Annotated in this window: 18 protein-coding genes and 1 riboswitch; of the genes, 2 read left to right on the forward strand and 16 right to left on the reverse strand. The window is 61.1% G+C overall.

Features of this window, described 5'->3' with window-relative positions; translation table 11 throughout:
* Positions 1 to 27 precede the first annotated feature (27 nt).
* Positions 28 to 303 (forward strand): peptidylprolyl isomerase, encoded by a 276-nt coding sequence (locus QRN61_RS17845; protein ID WP_003225447.1) that lies wholly within the window; start codon positions 28 to 30, stop codon positions 301 to 303.
* A 115-nt stretch (positions 304 to 418) separates the two neighbouring features.
* Here QRN61_RS17845 and QRN61_RS17850 read toward each other — a convergent pair whose 3' ends face one another.
* From QRN61_RS17850 to QRN61_RS17895, 10 genes are all read right to left on the reverse strand, one after another.
* A complete protein-coding gene (locus tag QRN61_RS17850; RefSeq protein WP_285374349.1) occupies positions 419 to 1,351 on the reverse strand; it encodes a sugar kinase in 933 nt (310 codons plus the stop codon).
* A 130-nt stretch (positions 1,352 to 1,481) separates the two neighbouring features.
* Positions 1,482 to 2,696 (reverse strand): amino acid deaminase, encoded by a 1,215-nt coding sequence (locus QRN61_RS17855; protein ID WP_285374350.1) that lies wholly within the window; start codon positions 2,694 to 2,696, stop codon positions 1,482 to 1,484.
* Between the two features lie 43 nt (positions 2,697 to 2,739).
* Complete coding sequence (locus QRN61_RS17860) at positions 2,740 to 3,504, reverse strand: IclR family transcriptional regulator (protein WP_285374351.1); 765 nt, start codon at positions 3,502 to 3,504, stop codon at positions 2,740 to 2,742.
* A gap of 146 nt (positions 3,505 to 3,650) precedes the next feature.
* A complete protein-coding gene (locus QRN61_RS17865) occupies positions 3,651 to 4,040 on the reverse strand; it encodes a RidA family protein (RefSeq protein WP_003225452.1) in 390 nt (129 codons plus the stop codon).
* Between the two features lie 29 nt (positions 4,041 to 4,069).
* The gene (locus tag QRN61_RS17870) at positions 4,070 to 4,867 is read right to left on the reverse strand and encodes an amino acid ABC transporter ATP-binding protein (protein ID WP_007965123.1); all 798 of its coding nucleotides are present in this window, start codon (positions 4,865 to 4,867) and stop codon (positions 4,070 to 4,072) included.
* Positions 4,864 to 5,526 (reverse strand): amino acid ABC transporter permease, encoded by a 663-nt coding sequence (locus QRN61_RS17875; RefSeq protein ID WP_096797671.1) that lies wholly within the window; start codon positions 5,524 to 5,526, stop codon positions 4,864 to 4,866. The genes QRN61_RS17870 and QRN61_RS17875 overlap by 4 nt, the downstream gene beginning before the upstream one ends.
* Before the next feature lie 9 nt (positions 5,527 to 5,535).
* Positions 5,536 to 6,198, reverse strand: a complete 663-nt coding sequence (locus QRN61_RS17880; protein ID WP_003225455.1) for an amino acid ABC transporter permease — start codon at positions 6,196 to 6,198, stop codon at positions 5,536 to 5,538.
* A 51-nt stretch (positions 6,199 to 6,249) separates the two neighbouring features.
* Positions 6,250 to 7,098: a transporter substrate-binding protein gene (locus QRN61_RS17885; RefSeq protein WP_047294802.1), complete on the reverse strand. Its 849-nt coding sequence runs from the start codon at positions 7,096 to 7,098 to the stop codon at positions 6,250 to 6,252.
* A 286-nt stretch (positions 7,099 to 7,384) separates the two neighbouring features.
* Positions 7,385 to 7,666, reverse strand: coding sequence for a type II toxin-antitoxin system RelE family toxin (locus tag QRN61_RS17890; RefSeq protein ID WP_285374355.1), 282 nt, complete (start codon positions 7,664 to 7,666; stop codon positions 7,385 to 7,387).
* Complete coding sequence (locus QRN61_RS17895; RefSeq protein WP_003225462.1) at positions 7,656 to 7,904, reverse strand: type II toxin-antitoxin system Phd/YefM family antitoxin; 249 nt, start codon at positions 7,902 to 7,904, stop codon at positions 7,656 to 7,658. The genes QRN61_RS17890 and QRN61_RS17895 overlap by 11 nt, the downstream gene beginning before the upstream one ends.
* A 276-nt stretch (positions 7,905 to 8,180) precedes the next feature.
* Between QRN61_RS17895 and QRN61_RS17900 the strand changes: the two genes are divergently transcribed.
* Positions 8,181 to 8,609 (forward strand): thioredoxin domain-containing protein, encoded by a 429-nt coding sequence (locus tag QRN61_RS17900; protein ID WP_183780119.1) that lies wholly within the window; start codon positions 8,181 to 8,183, stop codon positions 8,607 to 8,609.
* Positions 8,610 to 8,775: 166 nt separating this feature from the next.
* On the opposite strand, the gene QRN61_RS17905 is transcribed toward QRN61_RS17900, so the two are convergent.
* From QRN61_RS17905 to cobW, 6 genes are all read right to left on the reverse strand, one after another.
* On the reverse strand, positions 8,776 to 10,335 hold the full coding sequence (locus tag QRN61_RS17905) for a TerC family protein (RefSeq protein WP_285374358.1): 1,560 nt from the start codon (positions 10,333 to 10,335) through the stop codon (positions 8,776 to 8,778).
* A 378-nt stretch (positions 10,336 to 10,713) separates the two neighbouring features.
* Positions 10,714 to 12,360: a phospholipase D-like domain-containing protein gene (locus tag QRN61_RS17910; protein ID WP_285374359.1), complete on the reverse strand. Its 1,647-nt coding sequence runs from the start codon at positions 12,358 to 12,360 to the stop codon at positions 10,714 to 10,716.
* A gap of 171 nt (positions 12,361 to 12,531) precedes the next feature.
* Positions 12,532 to 13,206 (reverse strand): vWA domain-containing protein, encoded by a 675-nt coding sequence (locus tag QRN61_RS17915; RefSeq protein ID WP_502942633.1) that lies wholly within the window; start codon positions 13,204 to 13,206, stop codon positions 12,532 to 12,534.
* Entirely contained in the window at positions 13,191 to 14,189 is a 999-nt protein-coding gene (locus QRN61_RS17920; protein ID WP_285374383.1) for a magnesium chelatase ATPase subunit I, read from the reverse strand. Before QRN61_RS17920 ends, QRN61_RS17915 begins: the two co-directional genes overlap by 16 nt.
* Before the next feature lie 164 nt (positions 14,190 to 14,353).
* Complete coding sequence (gene cobN, locus QRN61_RS17925) at positions 14,354 to 18,202, reverse strand: cobaltochelatase subunit CobN (RefSeq protein WP_285374360.1); 3,849 nt, start codon at positions 18,200 to 18,202, stop codon at positions 14,354 to 14,356.
* Positions 18,203 to 18,205: 3 nt separating this feature from the next.
* Entirely contained in the window at positions 18,206 to 19,276 is a 1,071-nt protein-coding gene (gene cobW / locus QRN61_RS17930; protein ID WP_027612646.1) for a cobalamin biosynthesis protein CobW, read from the reverse strand.
* 98 nt (positions 19,277 to 19,374) lie between these two features.
* A riboswitch (cobalamin riboswitch) is annotated at positions 19,375 to 19,587 on the reverse strand.
* Positions 19,588 to 19,816: the final 229 nt, after the last annotated feature.

The raw sequence follows: 19,816 nt of genomic DNA on the forward strand, positions 1-19,816 counted from the left end.
CCGTCACCCCGTTACAGGTATCGCACGATGAAAGCCCAAGCCCGCCACATTCTGGTGAAAACCGCCGAAGAGGCCGAACAGCTCAAACAACGCATTGCCAAGGGCGAAGCGTTCGATGTGCTGGCGAAGAAATATTCGACCTGCCCGTCCGGCAAACGCGGCGGTGATCTGGGTGAAGTGCGGCCGGGACAGATGGTCGGTGCGATTGATGCGGTGATTTTCAAGAAACCGCTGCGCACGGTGCACGGGCCGATCAAGAGCAAGTTCGGCTATCACCTGGTGCAGGTGTTTTTCCGCGATTAAGTGCTTTGCTTTCGGGCCTCTTCGCGAGCAAGCTCGCTCCCACAGTCTGGAATGCGTACCCTGTGGGAGCGGGCTTGCCCGCGAACCGATTGCGCAGCAAGCGGCCATCCACCGCTTACCTGGGAATCAATGCCCCCGGCACCTGAATCACCCGACTTGCCAGCCAATGCCCCGCCTGCGCCGCCTCGACCGGACTGCCACCCAGCAACCGCCTGGCCAGATACGCCGCGCTGAACGAGTCTCCCGCCGCCGTCGTATCCACCACCTTCTCGACCTGCTGCGCCGGCACTTCGAACGCCTCATCATCGCAGCGAATCAGACACGCCTCGGCGCCACGCTTGAGCACCACTTCCGGCGTGCCGATCTGCGCGTACGCCTCGAACACCGCGTCGCAATCGACAAAATGGAACAGCGCCTGCTCGTCATCCACGGTCAGCAACGCCAGATCGACATGCGGCAACACGCTGCGATAGGCCGCCCGCGCCTCTTCCTGTGACGCCCACAAGCGTGGCCGATAATTGTTGTCGAAGACGATCCGCGCATCGCGCTGGCGGGCTTCGATCAGGGTCTGGATCAAGCGTTCGCGGCCCTTCGCACCTAACACTGCGAGGGTGATGCCGCTGAAATACAGCACATCGTAGTCCGGCAGCGCTGCCAGAATCGGCTCCGCCGCCGGGGTGGTGAAGCAATCGCGCACCGCCGCTTCATTGCGCCAGTAGAGGAAACGCCGTTCACCGTTGGCGTCGGTCTGAATGCAGTACAGGCCGGGCAAGCGACCGGGCAGACGCTGCACGAGATCCAGGCCAATGCCTTCGTCGGCCCAGCTCTGGCACATGGCGTCGCTGAAGCTGTCGTCGCCGAGCGCGGTGACGTAATCGACCTGGGCTTTGTCGCCGAGAGCGCGGGACAGGTACACCGCGGTGTTCAAGGTATCGCCGCCGAAGCTTTGCTGCAGGCTGCCGTCGGCGCGGTGCTGGAGTTCGATCATGCACTCGCCGATCAGGGCGATGCGCGGGGTGTTCGGGCCCAGGGGGCTGAGGCTGGTCATTGGGAGGTGTCTCTGGATAATCATCGGTGTTTGGGCGGCCCTCATCGCGAGCAGGCTCACTCCTACAATTGGAATGCGTTCCCCTGTAGGAGTGAGCCTGCTCGCGATGGGCGCGACTCGGTCTGAAACCTTAGAAGCAGGTCTCCATGCTCTCGACCACCGCCAACTGCTCATCCACCAGCAACCCCACCCGCCACTTGTCGAACGTCAGGCACGGGTGCGAGGTGCCGAAGGAAATGATGTCGCCCACCCGCAGCTCAACCCCAGGCGCCACACTCATGAACGCGTGCTGATCCATCACTGCCGTCACCTTGCAGGCGCCGACATCGTCGCCCACCGCCGGCAACACACCGGCCTTGTAGCGCAGCAGCGGCACCGGCAGGCCGGCATCGAATGCCACATCGCGCTTGCCGAGGGCGATCACCGCAAATCCCGGCTCCGGCAGCGATTGCACATGCGCCCAGACTTCCAGCGCCGGACGCAATCCTTCGTGCAGGTCACTGCGACGATCCAGCACGCAGCACTGCGCTTCCTTGTAGATGCCATGATCATGCGCCACGTAACTGCCCGGGCGCAGCACGCTAAGGAAGCGTCCGCTGGCGTTCTGCGCTTCGAACGACTCGGCGATCAGGTCGTACCACGCCGAACCCGAGGCGGTGATGATCGGCTTGGCAATGGCAAACGCGCCGCTGTCCTGCAACTGCACCGCCAGGCGCACCAGCGACGCGGCGAATTCACGAATGCCGCTAACCGCGTGATCGCCATGGATCACCCCTTCGTAACCCTCGATGCCGGTCAGAGCCAGCGCCGGTTGCGCGTTGATCGCCTTGGCCAGTTCAATTACTTCCTGCTCGCTGCGGCAACCGCAACGGCCACCGACCACGCCGTACTCGATCATCACGTTCAATTTGACCCCGCGCGAAGCGAAGTACGCGCCGAGATCGGCGACGTTGTCCGGGTGATCGACCATGCAGTAGAAATCGAAATCCGGGTCTGCCAACAGATCGGCGATCAGCGCCATGTTCGGCGTGCCGACCAGTTGGTTGGCCATCAGCACCCGGCGTACACCGTGGGCGTATGCGGCGCGGGTCTGGGTGGCGCTGGCGAGGGTGATGCCCCACGCGCCAGCGTCGAGCTGACGCTGGAACAGCGCCGGGGTCATGCTGGTCTTGCCGTGGGGCGCGAGCTCGGCGCCGCTGTCGCTGACGAACTTCTGCATCCAGCGAATGTTGTGCTCCAGCGCCTCGCGGTGCAACACCAGCGCCGGCAGGCTGACGTCGCGCACAAGGTGCGCGCCAACGGCAGCGTCGCCCTTTTCCACAGCGGTATTGATGGCAGTCGTCATGGTCAAACTCCTCGCATTCAGTCGCGGCCGCAAACAGCCGCGGTTATTCGTTGATGCGCCGGGCGAGGCTGTTGGCGCTCTCGATCAGCACCCGGCGATAGTCGTCGTAATTGTTCTTCGCATCGGCCCGTGGGGCGACGATGCACAGGGTGCAAATGGCCACGCCGCTGGGGTCTTTGACCGGCGCGGCGAAGCAATGGGTGAAGGTGTCGGCCACGCTGTCGAACGAGAAGAATCCGTCGATGCCGGCCTGGCGGATCTCCGCCAGAAAGCGTTCCAGCGGCAGGCGCTCGCCGTCGGGCAGGATGTAGTCGTCCTCGTCGATCAGGTCGATGATCTGCTGGTCGCTCAAATGCGCCAGCAGCAAGCGCCCGGACGCAGTCCACGGGATCGGCGCGCTTTCGCCGATGTCGGACGAAATGCGGAAATGCCGCTCGCCCTCCTTCATCAGCGCCACCGTGTATTTGCGCCCGTTGAGCAGGCACATTTGCGCAGTTTCCCGGGTCTGGCTGACGATTTCCTGCAAGGCGTGATCGGCCTCGCGGCTGAGGTCAAAATGGCGCAGATGCGCCTGCCCGAGGAAATACAACTGACGTCCGAGATAGACGTGACCGTCCTTGCCCACCGGCTCCAGAATCCGTCGTTCCAGCAGCGACGCCACCAGTTCGTAGACCGTGGATTTCGGGCTGCCGATGCCATTGGCGATGTCGTTCGGACGCAACGGCTGGCCGATCTCCTTGAGGAAGTCGAGGATATCGAACGCCCTGTCCAGACCACGGGCCCGGCGTTTGATGGTGTCTTCGGTCATGTTTTCAGTTCCCAATGAAAGTGCCGGGAGTTTACCGAGAGTACTGCGGCGCTTGGTAGGCCGCTTTCGCGAGCAGGCTCGCTCCCACAGGGGATTGCATTTCAAATGTGGGAGCGAGCCTGCTCGCGAAGAAGTCAGCACAGATTTCAGGGTTTCTTCTTGTACGCGATGCAATCGATCTCGACCTTGCAATCAACCATCATGCTCGCCTGCACACAGGCCCGTGCCGGAGCGTGTTCCGGTTTGAAGTACTCGCCGAAGACCTTGTTGAAACTGCTGAAATCCCGCGGATCGTCCAGCCATACCCCGGCGCGCACCACGTCCTCCAGGCCATAACCGGCCTCTTCGAGAATCGCGATCAGGTTTTTCATGGTCTGGTGGGTCTGCTCGACGATACCACCAACGATGATCTCGCCATCCACCGCCGGCACCTGGCCGGACACGTGCAGCCAGCCATCCGCTTCAACGGCGCGCGCAAAGGGGCGTGGCTGACCGCCAGCGGCGGTGCTGCCGGTGCCGTATCGAGTAATGCTCATGGGTACTTCTCCTGATTACAAAGCAAAAATTAGAACCGCGTGCTCTTGAGAAACTCAGCCAGACGCGGCGATTGCGGGCGTTCGAACAGTTCCTTGGGCGGCCCCTGCTCTTCGATTCGCCCCTGATTCATGAACACGATCTTGTCCGAGACCTCGAAGGCGAAACGCATTTCGTGGGTCACCAGCAACATGGTCATGCCGTCTTCGGCCAGGCCCTTGATCACGTTAAGCACTTCACCGACCAGCTCCGGATCGAGGGCTGAGGTGACTTCGTCGAACAGCATCAGGCTGGGGTTCATCGCAATCGCCCGGGCAATCGCCACACGCTGTTGCTGACCACCGGACAACTGCCCGGGAAAGTGATTGCGCCGCTCCAGCAGGCCGACCCGCTCCAGCCATTTTTCGGCCAGCACCACGGCTTGGTCCTTGTGCATTTTCTTAACCTTGAGCAGACCGAGGGTGACGTTCTGCAAGGCTGTCAGGTGCGGAAACAGGTTGAATTGCTGGAAGGCCATGCCGGTCATGGCGCGATGGCGGGCGATGACTTTTTCCGCATGACGCACACGTTTACCGCCGACCTCGTCATAGCCGATGGACTCGCCGTCGAGCAGGATCTGCCCGCCCTGGAACTCTTCAAGCATGTTCACGCAGCGCAGCAAGGTGGTCTTACCCGAACCGCTGGAGCCGATCAGCGTCACGACGTTGCCGCGCTGCATGCTCAAGTCGACGCCCTTGAGCACTTCGACTGCGCCGTACTGCTTGTGCAGGCCACGGATGTCCAGCAGCGGCTGACCGTTCTGAACGTTGGAAACTTGAGCTTGAGTCATGGCAGGGCCACCCGCTTTTCAATATGCCGGCCGAGTAATTCGATGCCGTAGTTGATGACGAAGAACAGAAAACCGGCGAACAGGTAGAACTCCAGAGTCATGAAGGTCCGGGCGATGATCTGTTGGGTGCTGAGCAGCAATTCGGCGACACCGATCACCGAGAGCAAGGTCGAGGCCTTGACGATTTCGGTGGACGAGTTGACCCAGGTCGGCAGGATCTGCCGCAACGCCTGGGGCAACAGCACGTAACCGAGAGACTGATAAAACGTCAGGCCGATCGCCTTGCTCGCTTCCATCTGTCCACGCGGCAATGCCTGCAAGGCACCGCGCACAATCTCGGCAACGTGCGAGCCGCAAAACAGCGTCAGGCCCAGCGCACCGGCCTGAAACGCGCTGATCTGCCAGCCCAGCGCCGGCGCCATGTAGAAGCAGGCCAGCACCAATACAAACACCGGCGTGCCGCGAATAATGTCGACATAAAAGCGAAACGGCGCGCGCATCCAGAACTTGCCGTAAGTCAGCACCAGACCGGTGACAACCCCGAGCAGCGTGCCGAGCAGAATCGCCAGCGCCGACACCTGCACACTGGTCAGGAAGCCTTGCAGCAACGTCTCGCGTGCTACCCACAATTCATGCAACCAACTGGGAGATTCGTACATCGCAGCCTCCTATCGGCGGATCGCCAGACGCTGCTCGAGGTAACGCAGCAGCATGGCAATGAGGTAACAGGCCGCGACATACAACGCCGTGGTCACCAGCCAGGTTTCGATCACCCGGTAGCTCTCGACGTTGATCTTGCGCGCGTAATAGGTCAGCTCCGGCACCGCAATCGCGGCGGCCAGCGAGGTGTCCTTGAACAGCGAGATAAAGTTGTTCGACAGCGCCGGCAGCACGTTGCGCAGCATCACCGGCACGGTGACGTAGGCCTTGACCTGCCACTCACCGAGACCGATCGCCAGCCCCGCTTCGCGCTGGCCTTTGGGGATGCTCAGCAAGCCGCCACGGAACACTTCGGTCAGATAGGCACCGGCATACAGCGACAGCGTGATGATGAACGAGGGAATCTTGTCCAAGCGGATTCCCAGGCTCGGCAAGGCAAAGTAGATCAACAGAATCAACACCAGAATCGGCGTGTTACGCACCACCGTGACGTACACCGAGGCCAGCACCCGCAAGGCGCGATGCTTCGAGAGCAAGGCAAACGCCATCAGCAGGCCGATCACGCAGCCGATGGCGATCGACACCAGCGCCAGTTCAAGGCCCAGACCGAGCCCCGCCAGCAAGGTGTCGAAATCGCGCCACACGGCGGCAAAGTTCAACTGATAGTTCATGGTCAGCAGTACCTTGAGCGGGGCGCGTGCAGGCGCCCCACTCTCACGGGATCATTTGAATTCGACAGGGAAACCGATCGCCGGCGACGGCAGGTCGACACCGAACCATTGCTTGAAGGATGCCGCGTAAGTCGGGAACTCAACGCCGGTCATGGCTTCATGCAGAGTGGTGTTGACGAAGTTCAGCCAGTCCTGATCGCCGCGTTTGACTGCGCAGGCGTAGGTCTGCGGGCTCCACGCGTAGGTTGGGCTGCGGTAGCGGCCGGGGTTCTGCACCATCAGGTATTTGACCGACGACTGATCGGTAGCCGCGGCATCGGCACGGCCGGAGTTCACCGCCTGATACATCAGATCGACACTGTCGTACTGATCGACCTTGGCCTTGGGCAGCGCCTGATGCACCAATTCTTCGGCATAGACGTTTTGCAGCACGGCCACAGTAACGCTGTCACCGGCCGCCTGCAGGTCCTCGATTTCCTTGTACTTGCTGTTGGCTGGCAGTAGCAGGCCGACACCTTCGCGGTAGTACGGCAGGGTGAACGCCACTTGTTGCGCACGGCTGGCGGTAACGGTGATGAACTGGCAACTCATGTCGACCTTGTCGGTCAGCAGATTGGGAATCCGCGCATCGGACGACTGCACGACGAACTCGACCTTGTTCGGGTCATTGAACAGCCCTTTGGCCACCATCCTGGCGATGTCGATATCAAAGCCCTGCAACTTGCCGTCCGCACCCTGAAAGTGCCACGGCGCATTGGTGCTGCCGGTGCCGACAATCAGCTTGCCCCGGGCCAGAACACTGTCGAGCTTGCTATCGGCTGCCTGGGCCATGCCCATCACAGCGGACGAAGCCGCAAGAACGAAAACACACGCTTTGAACAACGAAGGACGGCGATGCATGGCAAGCACTCCAGGATGATGTTTATTCCGCTATACCGGAACACGGTTTGTTACTACGGAATAGACAGCAGAAAGTGTGCCACAGGAATCACAGGGAATCTGTAGAGGGGTTAAATGTTTTTGGAATCAACGGGATGCAGGAAATGCGAAAAATGGAGTCAGGTGCGGGTACTGATGGGCTGCGCTACCTTAGGCTACAAATAACGAGTAGCAGGTTCCCAGATGGAGCACGAAGGGCTACTTCGGTGCAATGTGGTTAGCGATTGAAGGGGCCAGCTCTCCATATCTATCGGCAAGCGGCTTTGTCGTAGACCTCTCCCCGCTCTCTTCTCCCTACCGCAATCACGGTAACAACCAAAACCTCGTTCTTTACGCGATAGACCAGCCTGTATCCCGCACTGCGAAGCTTGATTTTGTAGGCGTTTCCCAACCCTCGGAGTCGATCGGCAGGAACGTGAGGATTGACCAGACGTGTAGAGAGCTTTTTCTTGAACTGATCCTGAAGTGCTGAATCAAGCTTTTTCCATTCCCTCCAGGCCTTCTCGGAAAACTCCAGCTCATAGGTCATCTATAGAGACCTTGATGGTGGGATCGTTTTCTCGCTCCTTGCACAGTGCGATCAGTTCCAGATCCTCAAGGCGATTCATCATCGCCTCATACTCCTTTGCGGGAACACAATAAAACGCTGGCTCATTTCGATTGAGGATTGCAACAGATTGGCCGCCACCGGCGGCCACGGTACCCATGGGGTTTCTTTTCAATTCAGAAATACTCGCAACGATATTAGAAAGGACTACGTGAGTCATGATGGTGCTCCCTGGAGTGCTGTTAATGGTGCTTAAAATAGCACTCCAAGACGGCTTCGACGCCTATCGCTTATTACCGCCTTCTCTTTTATTGAGTGAAAAAAGGTATCACGTCCCGACATTCCACATTTCCGGGCTTCGTGTCGGGCCGGTCCTTTATAAAAGTGGGAAAAATCTCGCGAATCCACAGGCCACCTGTAATTTCTGACAGTAGACCTGTTCTTCACCCTTCTTTAACGTCATCGAACCTTCGAGGTCGTTGAAAAGGAGTTCTCAATGAGCGCTGCCAATACCATTTCCAATCTGGCCCCGGTTTACCGCAAAGCCCTGAAAACCTGGCGCCCGGTGATCCTGTATTTCGCCAATGAACACTGCCCCGCCTGCGAATGGGCCGGGCCGATTTTTCGTCAGATTGCCGAGCCGTACCGTCATCGCGCCAATATCTACATGCTTAACACCCGTGAGTCGCCGCGCCATCCGTTGGTCACCGGCACGCCGACGGTGCTGTTCTACAAGAACGGCAAGTTGCTGAAGAAGCTCAAGGGCATCGGCACAGAGGAAACACTGGCGGCGGACTTTGCCCGGCATATTGGCAGGACCAGGGCACCGGTAGTGCAGCAGAAACCACGACATGACCTGCCGTGGTTGCGCCGCACATTGAGCAGGCTCTGCACAATCACGCGTGCGCATCGGCGGGTGATTTGAGGCAGTGCATTTCCCGTAATCGTTGCGGCGTCTGACACATCGCTTTCGCGGGCAAGCCCGCTCCCACAGGGGTCAACGTTGTTCACACATTTCGTGTACGACGCGTGCACTGTGGGAGCGGGCTTGCCCGCGAAGGGGCCGGCACCGTTAGCGCAAGGCTGCTGCCTTACGCAGAATCGCGCACCAGCAACACCTGCGTCACCCGTCGTTCCTCAACGGCTTTGACGGTCATTTGCCAGCCTGCGTACTGCAGCCGATCGCCGATCATCGGCAAGCGATCCAGCAGGCTCATCACCAGTCCGGCCAGGGTCTGATAGTCCTCGGTCGGTTCAGCGCCGAACCCGGTGCGCTGGCGAACACGCGTCAGGTTCAACGCGCCGTTGACGACAAAACCGCCCTGCTCTTCGATCACGTCCGGGCCTTCGATTTCGCTGGCATCGGGCAGTTCGCCGGCAATCGATTCGAGGATGTCGGTCATGGTCAACACACCGACGAAGTCACCGAACTCGTTGACCACGAAGGCGATGTGGGTCGACGCCGCGCGCATTTGCTCCAGCGCATTGAGGATCGAATAGCTGTCGAGCAGGTTGATGGTCTTGCGCGCCAGGTGCTCCAGATTCGGCTCGGCACCGGCCAGGTATTCCTTGAGCAATTCCTTCTTGTGTACAAAGCCCAGCGGTTCCTCCACCGCGCCGTCGCGAATCAGCGGCAGACGCGAATACGAAGAGTGCATCAATTTTGTGCGAATCGTTTCGGCGTCGTCAGTCAGGTCGATGGTGTCGACGTCGGCACGCACGGTCATCAGGTTGCGAATCGGGCGTTCGGCCAGTTGCAGCACACCACTGATCATCACCCGCTCGCGACGGTCGAACAGTTCTGCACTCGGGGCTTCGCCGTCATCCAGCAGATCGGAAATTTCCTCGCCGACCTCCTCCGCCTCCAGCTTGCGCCCGCCCAGCAGACGCATTACCGCGTGGGCCGTGCGCTCACGTATGGGGCGCAAGCCTTGCATCGAACGCTTGCGTCGGGCCCGAGCGATCTGGTTGAACACCTCGATCAGGATCGAGAAACCAATCGCCGCGTACAAATAGCCTTTCGGGATGTGGAAACCCAGGCCTTCGGCCGTCAGGGCGAAACCAATCATCATCAGGAAGCCCAGACACAGCATGATCACCGTCGGGTGCGCGTTGACGAAGCGGGTCAGCGGCTTGCTGGCGACGATCATCAGGCCGATGGAAATGATCACCGCGATCATCATCACCGCCAGTTCATCAACCATGCCGACGGCGGTGATTACCGCGTCCAGCGAGAACACCGCATCGAGCACCACGATCTGCGCGACGATTGGCCAGAACAGCGCGTAAGCGGCGTTGGTCGAGCGCTGGCCGACGTGGCCTTCGAGTCGTTCGTGCAGCTCCATCGTCGCCTTGAACAGCAGGAATACACCACCGAACAGCATGATCAGGTCACGGCCGGAGAAGCTCTTGTCGAATACCTCGAACAACGGCTGCGTGAGGGTCACCAGCCAGGAAATACTCGCCAACAGGCCCAGGCGCATGATCAGCGCCAGCGACAGGCCGATGATTCGCGCACGGTCGCGCTGATGCGGCGGCAGTTTGTCCGCCAGGATCGCGATGAACACCAGGTTGTCGATACCCAGCACCAGTTCCAGCACGATCAGAGTCAACAAGCCTAACCAGGCCGTGGGATCCGCTAACCATTCCATAAATGTCTCGATCTCTCTTCAGTGAATTCAGGCTGCCGGGCACGGCAAAGTGCAACGCGAAGGCTCTGAAGCCGCGTTGTCAACGATAGTCGGGAGTCGGAAAACCGGATGCTGCGAGTGCGTCAAGACCGCGCCATGGCGCGTGGAGAAGGTACGACTGGGAGGCTCCAAGAGGGTGTTCATGCAAATCCTGAATGAAAAATGGCCTTGGAGCGTACAGGCTCAAGGCACATTTTCTACAGCGGCAAATCATTTCAAAATCTGTCTCAACTGGCCACTGCCCCCTGTAGGAGCTGCCGAAGGCTGCGATCTTTTGACTTTGTTTTTTCAAGGTCAAGATCAAAAGATCGCAGCCTTCGGCAGCTCCTACAGTGGCTGTCAGCGTCCGGCAAAGCGTAACCGTGACAACTGGCGCAAATCCCCCTCTACGTAATAATCGTGGGTCCAGCTGTCACCCACCGCCAGCGGACTCACCTGCTTGAGCTCGAGTTTTTTCGCGAAATAGCGAAAGCGGTAATGCTCATAAAACCGCAGCAATTCCAGGCCATAGCGATCCGCCAGATCAGTATCGCCGCGAATGATCAGGTAATTTTCGTCATTGCCGTTACTGGCCGAGGTGCTGAGGTTGTGGCTGCCGCTGATGATGGTCGGCGTATCGGTGGTGAAGTCGGTGATCACGGCTTTGGTGTGCACCAGCAGGTTGCCCTTCTGGCCTTTCATGTTTTCCTTCAGCCAGCCTTCCAGCCCGGTGTTGAGTAATGCTGTGGCAGCGAATTCGGCGGTGCGGTCGGCATGAAATCCGGTGATGCTGCTCGCGGTGTTTTGCAGGCCGTAACGCAGGATGTCGTCATGCGGTTTGCCGAGCAGCGCGTTGAGGATCGCGTCCGGCAAGATGAACGCCGTGACAAACAGCACGTCCTTCCTGGCCGCCTCGATGATCTCGACAAACTCACGCAAATCGCCGCCACCGCTGCGTGGCGAGAACCCGGCGAACAGCGGTTGCGTGGGGTCCATCGGATTGTGCCCGGTGATCCAGTTGCGCGTCGCAGCGACGTCGGCCGGGTTGGCCCAGACTTCTTCGAACACTTGCAAATACCGCGCGGCAACCATCACGTCGTCGAGCGTATGCACCACGTTAGCCTGGCGATAAACACCGTTGGCGGTGAAATTGGTGCTGCCGCACAGCACCGCCTGCGGTTGCCGCTGACCCGCGCCATCGACGCGGCTGAGAACAATGAATTTGTCGTGAAAGATGTTATGGGTGACCCGGCCGCGCTTGTTCGCCATCGGCAATTTGGCAAGGTTCGTTTCGTTCAGGGTCGTATCGGGATCATCAGGTTGCGCGTGATACAGAACGCGCACCTGAACCCCACGGGCAAATGCCGCATTTACAGCGTCGATGATCGCCTGCAACTGATACTCGTAGATCGCGATTTCCAGCGCCCACTGCGCGTCCACCGCACGTTCGATAAAGCCCAGCAAACGCTCCAACAGCCCGTTCTCCAGCCACAGCCGCGCCGCGTCGGGCCAGGCTTCGATGGGTAGGTTCTTGTTGGCGCTGATCTGCGCGTCGAGGTCGGGAAATTTGCGCTGGAAGGCCTGACTGGCGGCCACAGCACGGTTGAATATCACGCTCTGGTTGGCCGGATGACCGTCGTCACTGGTGATGCTCAGCTCCAGTGATTCGCCAAGTTGTGGCGCGTCTGCCGTGCCGTAGGCCAGATGCACGCGATAATGCATAGTAGTGCCCGGATTGACCGCGTAATCGGCCCAGCGGAACTTTTGCAGCGGCGCTTTATCGCTGGGCGTGGCGTGATACTGGGGGAAGGTGTGCGCCTTGCCGGGAAATGTCAGGCTGTTGAACAGGAACAACCACGGTTTGTCGCCCTGCTGCTTTTCGATGGCAAACCCGAGCAGGCCTTTGCGGCGGGGTTCGGCCAGATCCATGGCGAGTAACACGCCGTTGGTGCCGGCGTAGGCTTTGACGCGAAAATCGTCCTGAGGATTGGCGACCAGTACCCGCATGATTCACTCCTTGTGATTGGGCTGGGGTGGAGCATAGAGCAGCGCTGCGGTTTTTGGTGATCCTGCATGATCCGAGGCGATGCCTTCGCGAGCAGGCTCGCTCCCACAGAGCAAGCGGTGTTCACCAACATTGTGGGAGCGAGCCTGCTCGCGAAGAGGCCCGCTCAGACTTCACACATCATCGATATGCCGATATTCCGCACTCAGCGCCGCCGCTAATTCCCGCGCCCGAGCCAGGCGGATCGGCCCACGCTCAATGTCGATCAACAATCCCGGACATTCCAGCGGCAACATCGGCGGCAAGGTTTTCAAGCGGCCATCCGTCACCACCAGCAAGCGCTGCTGCTCGGCAGGAAAGCGCTTTTGTCGCTGCACCAGCCATTGCTGTGCCTGCGTCAACGCCGCCACCAACGGCGTGCCGCCGCCCGCCCCCAACGCCTCCAGCCAGGTGCGCAAGGCACTCGACGCTTTCAATCCTTGCACCTGCCATTTCGGCGCGCTGCCACTGGCGGTCAGCAAGGCCAGTCGTGCCCGCTGCCGATAAGCGTCATCGAACAATTGCGCGAGCAGGCCTTTGGCATCACTTAGCGCCTGCTGCCTACGGGTCGAAGCCGAGGCATCGACGATCACCAACCACAATTCATGGGCAGTACGAGTGCGCAACTGGAACTGCAGATCTTCACGAGTCTGCGGCCGACCGTTGAGCAGCGTGCCCGGCCAGTTCACCAGGCCGCTGCGCGCGGCGTGGCGCTGGCCTTGGCGTCCATGATCAAGGCGTCCGGCGTGAGGTCTGGCATTCGCCCCCGCGGCGGATCGGGGACGAATGCCGGTTACTTTTTTGGCCAGCTCGGCACTTCGCGACGGGCACCCGTGGCCAGTGCCGGGGCGGGCATATCACCCCACTGGCCCTGCCCTTCGCTCGGTTCGGCCTGGCTACTGGTCGGGTTCTGCGCGGGTGGCTGAGGGCTGGAAGAAGAGGATTCGCGACGGCGATGCCGCAGGGCGAATTCCACCACGGCGTCGATGTCCTGCTCGGCAATCGCTTCGGCGCCGCGCCATGCCGCATGCGCACGGGCCGCACGCAGCCAGACCAGATCAGCACGCAAGCCATCGACACCCGCCGCAAAGCAACGCTCGGTGATGCTCGCCAACGCGTCGTCATCCAACGGGATGCTCGCCAAAGCGATGCGCGCCTGTTCGCAGCGCTCACGCAGCGTTTGCTGTTGGGCTTCCCACTGCGCGCAGAACGCCTGTGGATCGCTGTCGAAATCCAGTCGGCGGCGGATGATCTGCCCGCGTTCAGTCGGCGCGGTGTGGCCGCTGAGGGCGACGTTCAGGCCGAAACGGTCAAGCAGCTGTGGCCGTAATTCACCCTCTTCCGGGTTCATCGTGCCGATCAATACAAATCGCGCCGAATGCCGATGGGAGATGCCGTCGCGCTCGATCAGGTTGGTACCACTGACAGCCACATCGAGCAGCAGGTCGACCAGATGATCGGGCAGCAGGTTTACTTCATCGACGTACAGCACACCGCCGTCAGCCTTGGCCAAAACACCGGGAGAAAACTGCGCCCGCCCTTCACTCAGCGCGGCGTCGAGATCAAGAGTGCCGACCAGACGCTCTTCGGTGGCGCCCAATGGCAGCGTGACGAACTGTCCGCTCGCCAGCAGATCAGCCAAGCCACGGGCCAGGGTCGACTTGGCCATGCCGCGCGGGCCTTCGATCAGCACGCCACCGATTTTCGGGTCGATGGCGGTGAGGCACAGCGCGAGTTTCAGGTCATCGGCGCCGACCACGGCGGAGAGCGGGAAATGCGGGGTGTCGGTCATCTTCAATACTCGGTCATGGTCGGTGATCTGTCGAAAATCGTTGGGAGCCACGTTGATCCCTGGGGGAGCGAGCCTGCTCGCGAAAGCGGTGTGCCAGCTACAAAAATACTGTCTGACACGACGCCTTCGCGAGCAGGCTCGCTCCCACAGAGTGAGGCGGTGTGTCAGTTGTCTTCTTCTATATCCAGTAGCAGGTTTTCCAGGGCTTCTTTATACACGCCGGGTTCCTGCCACATCCCGCGCTGCTGCGCTTCCAGCATCCGCTCGGTCATGTCGCGCAGGGCATGCGGATTGTGCTCGCGGACAAAATCGCGGGTCGCCGGATCGAGCAAATAGGCTTCCGCCAGCAACGCGTACTGATGATCGTCGATCAGTTGCGTGGTGGCGTCGAAAGCGAACAGGTTATCGACTGTCGCCGCCAGTTCAAACGCGCCTTTATAGCCGTGACGTTTGACCCCGTCGATCCACTTCGGATTGGCCGCCCGCGAGCGGATCACCCGATTGAGTTCTTCTTTCAGGGTGCGGATTTTCGGCAGATCCGGCTGGCTGTGATCGCCGTGATAACTCGCCGCCGCTTCCCCGCGCAGGGTTTCCACCGCCGCGAGCATGCCGCCCTGAAACTGGTAATAGTCGTTGGAATCGAGCAAATCGTGCTCGCGGTTGTCCTGATTCTGCAACACCGCCTGCACTTGGCTCAGGCGCTGGACGAACTGCTCGCGGGCGGCGGTGCCCTCGTCCGCCCCGCCGTACGCGTAGGCGCCCCAGTTCAGGTAGACCTCGGCCAGATCTTCGCGGCTCTGCCACAGACGCCCATCGATGGCGCCCTGTACGCCCGCGCCATAGGCTCCGGGTTTGGCACCGAAAATCCGCCAGCCGGCCTGGCGTCGCGCCGCTTCGGCATCCAGCCCCGATTGCAGCAGCGCCTCACGTTCAGCGCGCACCTTCGCGGCCAGCGGATTGAGGTCATCCGGTTCGTCCAGCGCTGCCACCGCTTGCACGGCCGCGTCGAACAGGCGAATCAGGTTGGCAAAGGCATCGCGGAAGAAGCCCGAGACCCGCAGCGTGACATCGACTCGTGGCCGATCGAGCAGACTCAGCGGCAGAATCTCGAAATCATCGACGCGCTGACTGCCGGTGGCCCAGACCGGACGCACGCCCATCAGCGCCATGGCCTGGGCGATGTCGTCACCGCCGGTGCGCATGGTCGCCGTTCCCCACACCGATAAACCGAGCTGGCGCAGGTGATCGCCGTGATCCTGCAAATGCCGCTCAAGAATCAGCGTGGCGGACTGGAAACCGATGCGCCACGCGGTGGTGGTCGGCAGGTTACGCACGTCCACCGAGTAGAAATTGCGCCCGGTGGGCAGCACGTCGAGACGACCACGGCTGGGCGCGCCGCTTGGGCCGGCGGGGACAAAGCGGCCGTTCAGGGCGTCGAGTAGACCGCGCATTTCGGCGGGGCCGCAGGCGTCTAGGCGTGGGGCGACGACTTCGCGCAGGCTGTTCAGGATCGACGTTACATCAGACCATTCCGGTCCCTGTGGGAGCGGGCTTGCTCGCGAAAGCGGTGGGTCAGATAAATTTATATCGACTGACACGACGCTTTCGCGAGCAAGCCCGCTCCCACAGGGGACTTGTAGTGCTTGGGAGATCAGTTGGGTGGCGAACAGTTCGAGGCGTTCGCGGGTGTCACCGGCGGTGCGCCAGGTTTCGTCGCTGACGCTTTGCAGCTCCGCCGGGCGCGGGCCGTTCCATGGATCGGCAAGGGAGCAATCCAGCGGATCAAAGCCCAACTCAAACGCCTTGGCCAACGCCCGCAGCAGACTCGACTGCGCGCCCTTGCCGTCGCCACGCGGGATACGCAGTAACGCCAGTAGCGTGTCGATGCGCAAACGTCCGGTCGGCGACTCGCCGAAAATGTGCAGGCCATCGCGGATCTGCGATTCCTTCAGGTCACACAGGTAGGTGTCCAGACGCGGCAGCCAGATCGCTGCGTCGGCGTCGCTGTCCAGACCGGCGTCGAGTTGCAGTTCGCGGTCGATCTGCGTCTCGCGCACCAGTTGCAGAATGTCGCGCTGCAGCTCTCGCGCACGACGCGGATCGAGCAGTTGCGCCTCGTAATATTCGTCGGCCAACAGTTCCAGATTGCGCAGCGGGCCGTAGGTTTCGGCGCGGGTCAGCGGCGGCATCAGGTGGTCGATGATCACCGCTTGCGTGCGCCGTTTGGCCTGGGCACCCTCGCCCGGATCGTTGACGATAAACGGATAGATGTTCGGTAGCGGCCCGAGCAATGCGTCCGGCCAGCAATTTTCCGAAAGGCCGACGCCCTTACCCGGCAGCCACTCGAGGTTGCCGTGCTTGCCGACGTGAATCACCGCGTGCGCACCGTAGGTGTTGCGCAGCCAGAAATAGAAAGCCAGATAGCCGTGCGGCGGCACCAGATCCGGATCGTGATACACCGCGCTCGGATCGACCTGATAACCGCGCGCCGGTTGAATGCCGACGAAAGTCAGACCAAAACGCAGCCCGGCGATCATCATCCGTCCGTCGCGGCACATTGGATCATTTTGCGGGGTGCCCCAGCGTTCCAGTACTGCCGCGCGATTGGCTTGCGGCAGCGCATTGAACATCGCCAGATAGGCATCCATCGCCAGGCTTTGCTGGCATGGACGCAGGTCGATGCTGTCGAGGTCGTTGCTGACGCCGCCGAGCAATTGCTGGATCAGCTCGGTGCCGCTGTCCGGCAACTCCGCCGTCAACGGGAAGCCTTCCGCCTGCAACGCGCGCAGAATATTCAATGCCGCCGCCGGCGTGTCCAGACCGACGCCATTGCCGATTCGACCATCGCGGGTCGGGTAGTTGGCGAGGATCAGCGCGATGCGTTTTTCCGCGTTCGGCAGCCGCGCCAGATCGCTCCAGCGTCGCGCCAGTTCAGCGACAAAATCCATGCGTTCGGGTTGCGCCCGGTAGCAGACCACGTCGGACTGGCTGCGCTCGCTGCGCCAGGCCAGATCCTTGAAGCTGATCGGCCGGCTGATGATGCGCCCGTCGAGTTCCGGCAAGGCGATGTGCATTGCCAGATCTCGCGGGCCAAGGCCCTGCTCGCTGTCGCGCCAGCCCGGCTCGTTGTCCTGAGCACAGATCGCCTGAATCACCGGAATATTGCGCCGGAACGGGCGCAGATGCGGGGCTTCTGGACTGGACTGCGCGAAACCGGTGGTGTTGAGAATCACCGCCGCCTCGACCTCGTCCAGCCAGTCCTCGACCACGCTCAGACAGCCGGGTTCTTTCAGGCTGGCAACCGCGATCGGCAACGGATTGAGCCCCGCCGCCTGCAAGCGCTGGCAGAACACATCGATGAATGCGGTGTTCGCCGCTTGCAAATGCGAGCGATAAAACAACACCGCCGCGACCGGTTGACTGGGCAGCCATTCAGCTTGCCAGTCGCTCAGTGCGGCGGTGTTTTTCTGTGGGTGATAAATCGCTGTACGCGGCAACGCCTGCGGCTCGCCCCAAGCGTAGTCACGCGCCAGCCAGCGGTTGGCCAGGCAATGGAAGAAGTCCAGCGCATTGCCCATGCCACCCTGACGCAAGAACTGCCAGAGACGGTCGCGATCTTCGGCGAGCACCGTGCTCAGGTCGCTGAGTTCCGGGTCGGGACGATCATCCCCCGGCACCAGAATCACCTGCACCCCGCGCTCGGACAACTCCACCAGACGCTCGACGCCATAACGCCAATAAGCGATGCCGCCGTGCAGCGAAATCAGAATGACCTTGGCGTGACGCAGCACCTCATCGACATACAGATCGACCGAGGCGTGATTCTGCACCTGCATCGGATTGGCCAGACGCAGGCTCGGGTAATCCTCGGGCAATTGCTGCGCGGCTTCGGCGAGCAGCGCCAGGCTGGAATCGCCGCTGCACAGGATCACCAGCTCGGCGGGGGTTTGTCCAAGGTCGGCAATGTTGTCATCCGACACGAAACCGCCGGGCTGGGTCCTGAGCAGGTGCATGGCTTAAACGCTGAGCGCGGCGCGCAGTTGCGCTTCGAGTTGCGCGGCGTCGAGTGCCTGACCGATCAGCACCAAACGGGTGACGCGCGCTTCGTCAGCGCCCCACTGGCGGTCGAAGTGCTTGTCGAAACGCGTGCCCACGCCCTGAATCAACAGGCGCATCGGCTTGTTCGGAATCGCCGCGAAACCTTTGACACGCAGGATGCCGTGCTTGACCACCAATTGCGTCAGCGCGTCGAGCAGCAGGCTCTCGTCGGCTTGCGGCAGTTCGATCGAGATCGAATCGAAGGCGTCGTGATCGTGGTCATCGTGGTCGTCATCACCGTCGTGGTGGTGATCGTGATGGCTGTGGCGGCTGTCGATATGTTCTTCGGATCCGGCACCGAGGCCGATCAGCACGTCCAGCGGCAGGCGACCGTTGCTGGCTTCGATGATTTTTACCGCTGGCGGCAGTTCTTCAGCGACCTCGGCGCGAACGCGAGCCAGATCTTCGGCGCTGGTCTGGTCGGCCTTGTTGAGGATCACCAGATCGGCGCTGGCCAGTTGGTCGGCGAACAGCTCGTGCAGCGGCGATTCGTGATCGAGGTTCGGGTCGAGTTTGCGCTGGGCATCGACCTGATCCGGGAACGCGGCAAACGTGCCAGCGGCCACGGCCGGGCTGTCGACCACGGTGATCACCGCGTCCACGGTGCAGGCGCTGCGGATTTCCGGCCACTGGAAGGCTTGTACCAGCGGTTTTGGCAGGGCCAGACCGGACGTCTCGATCAGGATGTGATCGAGGTCACCGCGCCGGGCGACCAGTTCACGCATCACCGGGAAGAACTCTTCCTGCACCGTGCAGCACAGGCAACCGTTGGCCAGTTCGTAGACGCGGCCAGTGGCTTCTTCTTCGGTGCAGCCGATGGTGCATTGCTTGAGGATCTCGCCGTCGATGCCCAACTCGCCGAACTCGTTGACAATCACCGCGATGCGACGGCCCTGAGCGTTGTCGAGCATGTGTCGCAGCAAGGTGGTTTTGCCCGAGCCGAGGAAACCGGTGACGATGGTGACGGGGAGTTTGGCCAGTGTTTTCATCGGATGCCCTTTGGCAAGGTGGCGGGCATACGGGACGAGATCCGCTGCGAGCGTGCGCGCGGAAGAATTCGCCACCGGATCACCCCGCCCGGTTGTAGTGAGAAATCTGTGACGAGGCAGGTCTCCTGGCTGACGGTGTTCGGGCCTTGGGCCCGGCGTTCGTTGCGCCTTCCCGCGGGCTCAGTGGATTGAGCTGGCAGTGGCGTGGCAACGAACTTCACCGTTCACAGTTGCGGGGGCAGCCGCGGCTTTGACCGCGTTCCCTTCTTAGCTTCGGCGTGGGCCGAAGAACCTCGAAAGCGCAAGGCTACGCATGGCTTGAGGATGGGTCAATGCTTTGGTTTTTTTTGGATTGGGGGCATATCCGTTGCTGCGGGGGTTGCCGCTGGCGGTTTCGCTCTTACAGCGAGTCACTTTTTCCAAACGCCGGGTTTGAGGTTTGGGGTTTGGGGGGCATATCCGTTTCTTCGGGTGTTGCCTCTGGCGGTTTCGCTCTTACAGCGAGTCACCTTTTCCAAACGCCGAAAAGGTAACCCAAAA

The organism is Pseudomonas sp. lyk4-TYG-107 (assembly GCF_030209055.1).
Lineage (GTDB): Bacteria > Pseudomonadota > Gammaproteobacteria > Pseudomonadales > Pseudomonadaceae > Aquipseudomonas > Aquipseudomonas putida_A.

Coding starts and splice junctions, on each gene's coding strand:
- QRN61_RS17845 (WP_003225447.1), top strand. CDS start 28: ATGAAAGCCCAAGCCCGCCACATTCTGGTGAAAACCGCCGAAGAGGCC.
- QRN61_RS17850 (WP_285374349.1), bottom strand. CDS start 1,351: ATGACCAGCCTCAGCCCCCTGGGCCCGAACACCCCGCGCATCGCCCTG.
- QRN61_RS17855 (WP_285374350.1), bottom strand. CDS start 2,696: ATGACGACTGCCATCAATACCGCTGTGGAAAAGGGCGACGCTGCCGTT.
- QRN61_RS17860 (WP_285374351.1), bottom strand. CDS start 3,504: ATGACCGAAGACACCATCAAACGCCGGGCCCGTGGTCTGGACAGGGCG.
- QRN61_RS17865 (WP_003225452.1), bottom strand. CDS start 4,040: ATGAGCATTACTCGATACGGCACCGGCAGCACCGCCGCTGGCGGTCAG.
- QRN61_RS17870 (WP_007965123.1), bottom strand. CDS start 4,867: ATGACTCAAGCTCAAGTTTCCAACGTTCAGAACGGTCAGCCGCTGCTG.
- QRN61_RS17875 (WP_096797671.1), bottom strand. CDS start 5,526: ATGTACGAATCTCCCAGTTGGTTGCATGAATTGTGGGTAGCACGCGAG.
- QRN61_RS17880 (WP_003225455.1), bottom strand. CDS start 6,198: ATGAACTATCAGTTGAACTTTGCCGCCGTGTGGCGCGATTTCGACACC.
- QRN61_RS17885 (WP_047294802.1), bottom strand. CDS start 7,098: ATGCATCGCCGTCCTTCGTTGTTCAAAGCGTGTGTTTTCGTTCTTGCG.
- QRN61_RS17890 (WP_285374355.1), bottom strand. CDS start 7,666: ATGACCTATGAGCTGGAGTTTTCCGAGAAGGCCTGGAGGGAATGGAAA.
- QRN61_RS17895 (WP_003225462.1), bottom strand. CDS start 7,904: ATGACTCACGTAGTCCTTTCTAATATCGTTGCGAGTATTTCTGAATTG.
- QRN61_RS17900 (WP_183780119.1), top strand. CDS start 8,181: ATGAGCGCTGCCAATACCATTTCCAATCTGGCCCCGGTTTACCGCAAA.
- QRN61_RS17905 (WP_285374358.1), bottom strand. CDS start 10,335: ATGGAATGGTTAGCGGATCCCACGGCCTGGTTAGGCTTGTTGACTCTG.
- QRN61_RS17910 (WP_285374359.1), bottom strand. CDS start 12,360: ATGCGGGTACTGGTCGCCAATCCTCAGGACGATTTTCGCGTCAAAGCC.
- QRN61_RS17920 (WP_285374383.1), bottom strand. CDS start 14,189: ATGACCGACACCCCGCATTTCCCGCTCTCCGCCGTGGTCGGCGCCGAT.
- cobN (WP_285374360.1), bottom strand. CDS start 18,202: ATGCACCTGCTCAGGACCCAGCCCGGCGGTTTCGTGTCGGATGACAAC.
- cobW (WP_027612646.1), bottom strand. CDS start 19,276: ATGAAAACACTGGCCAAACTCCCCGTCACCATCGTCACCGGTTTCCTC.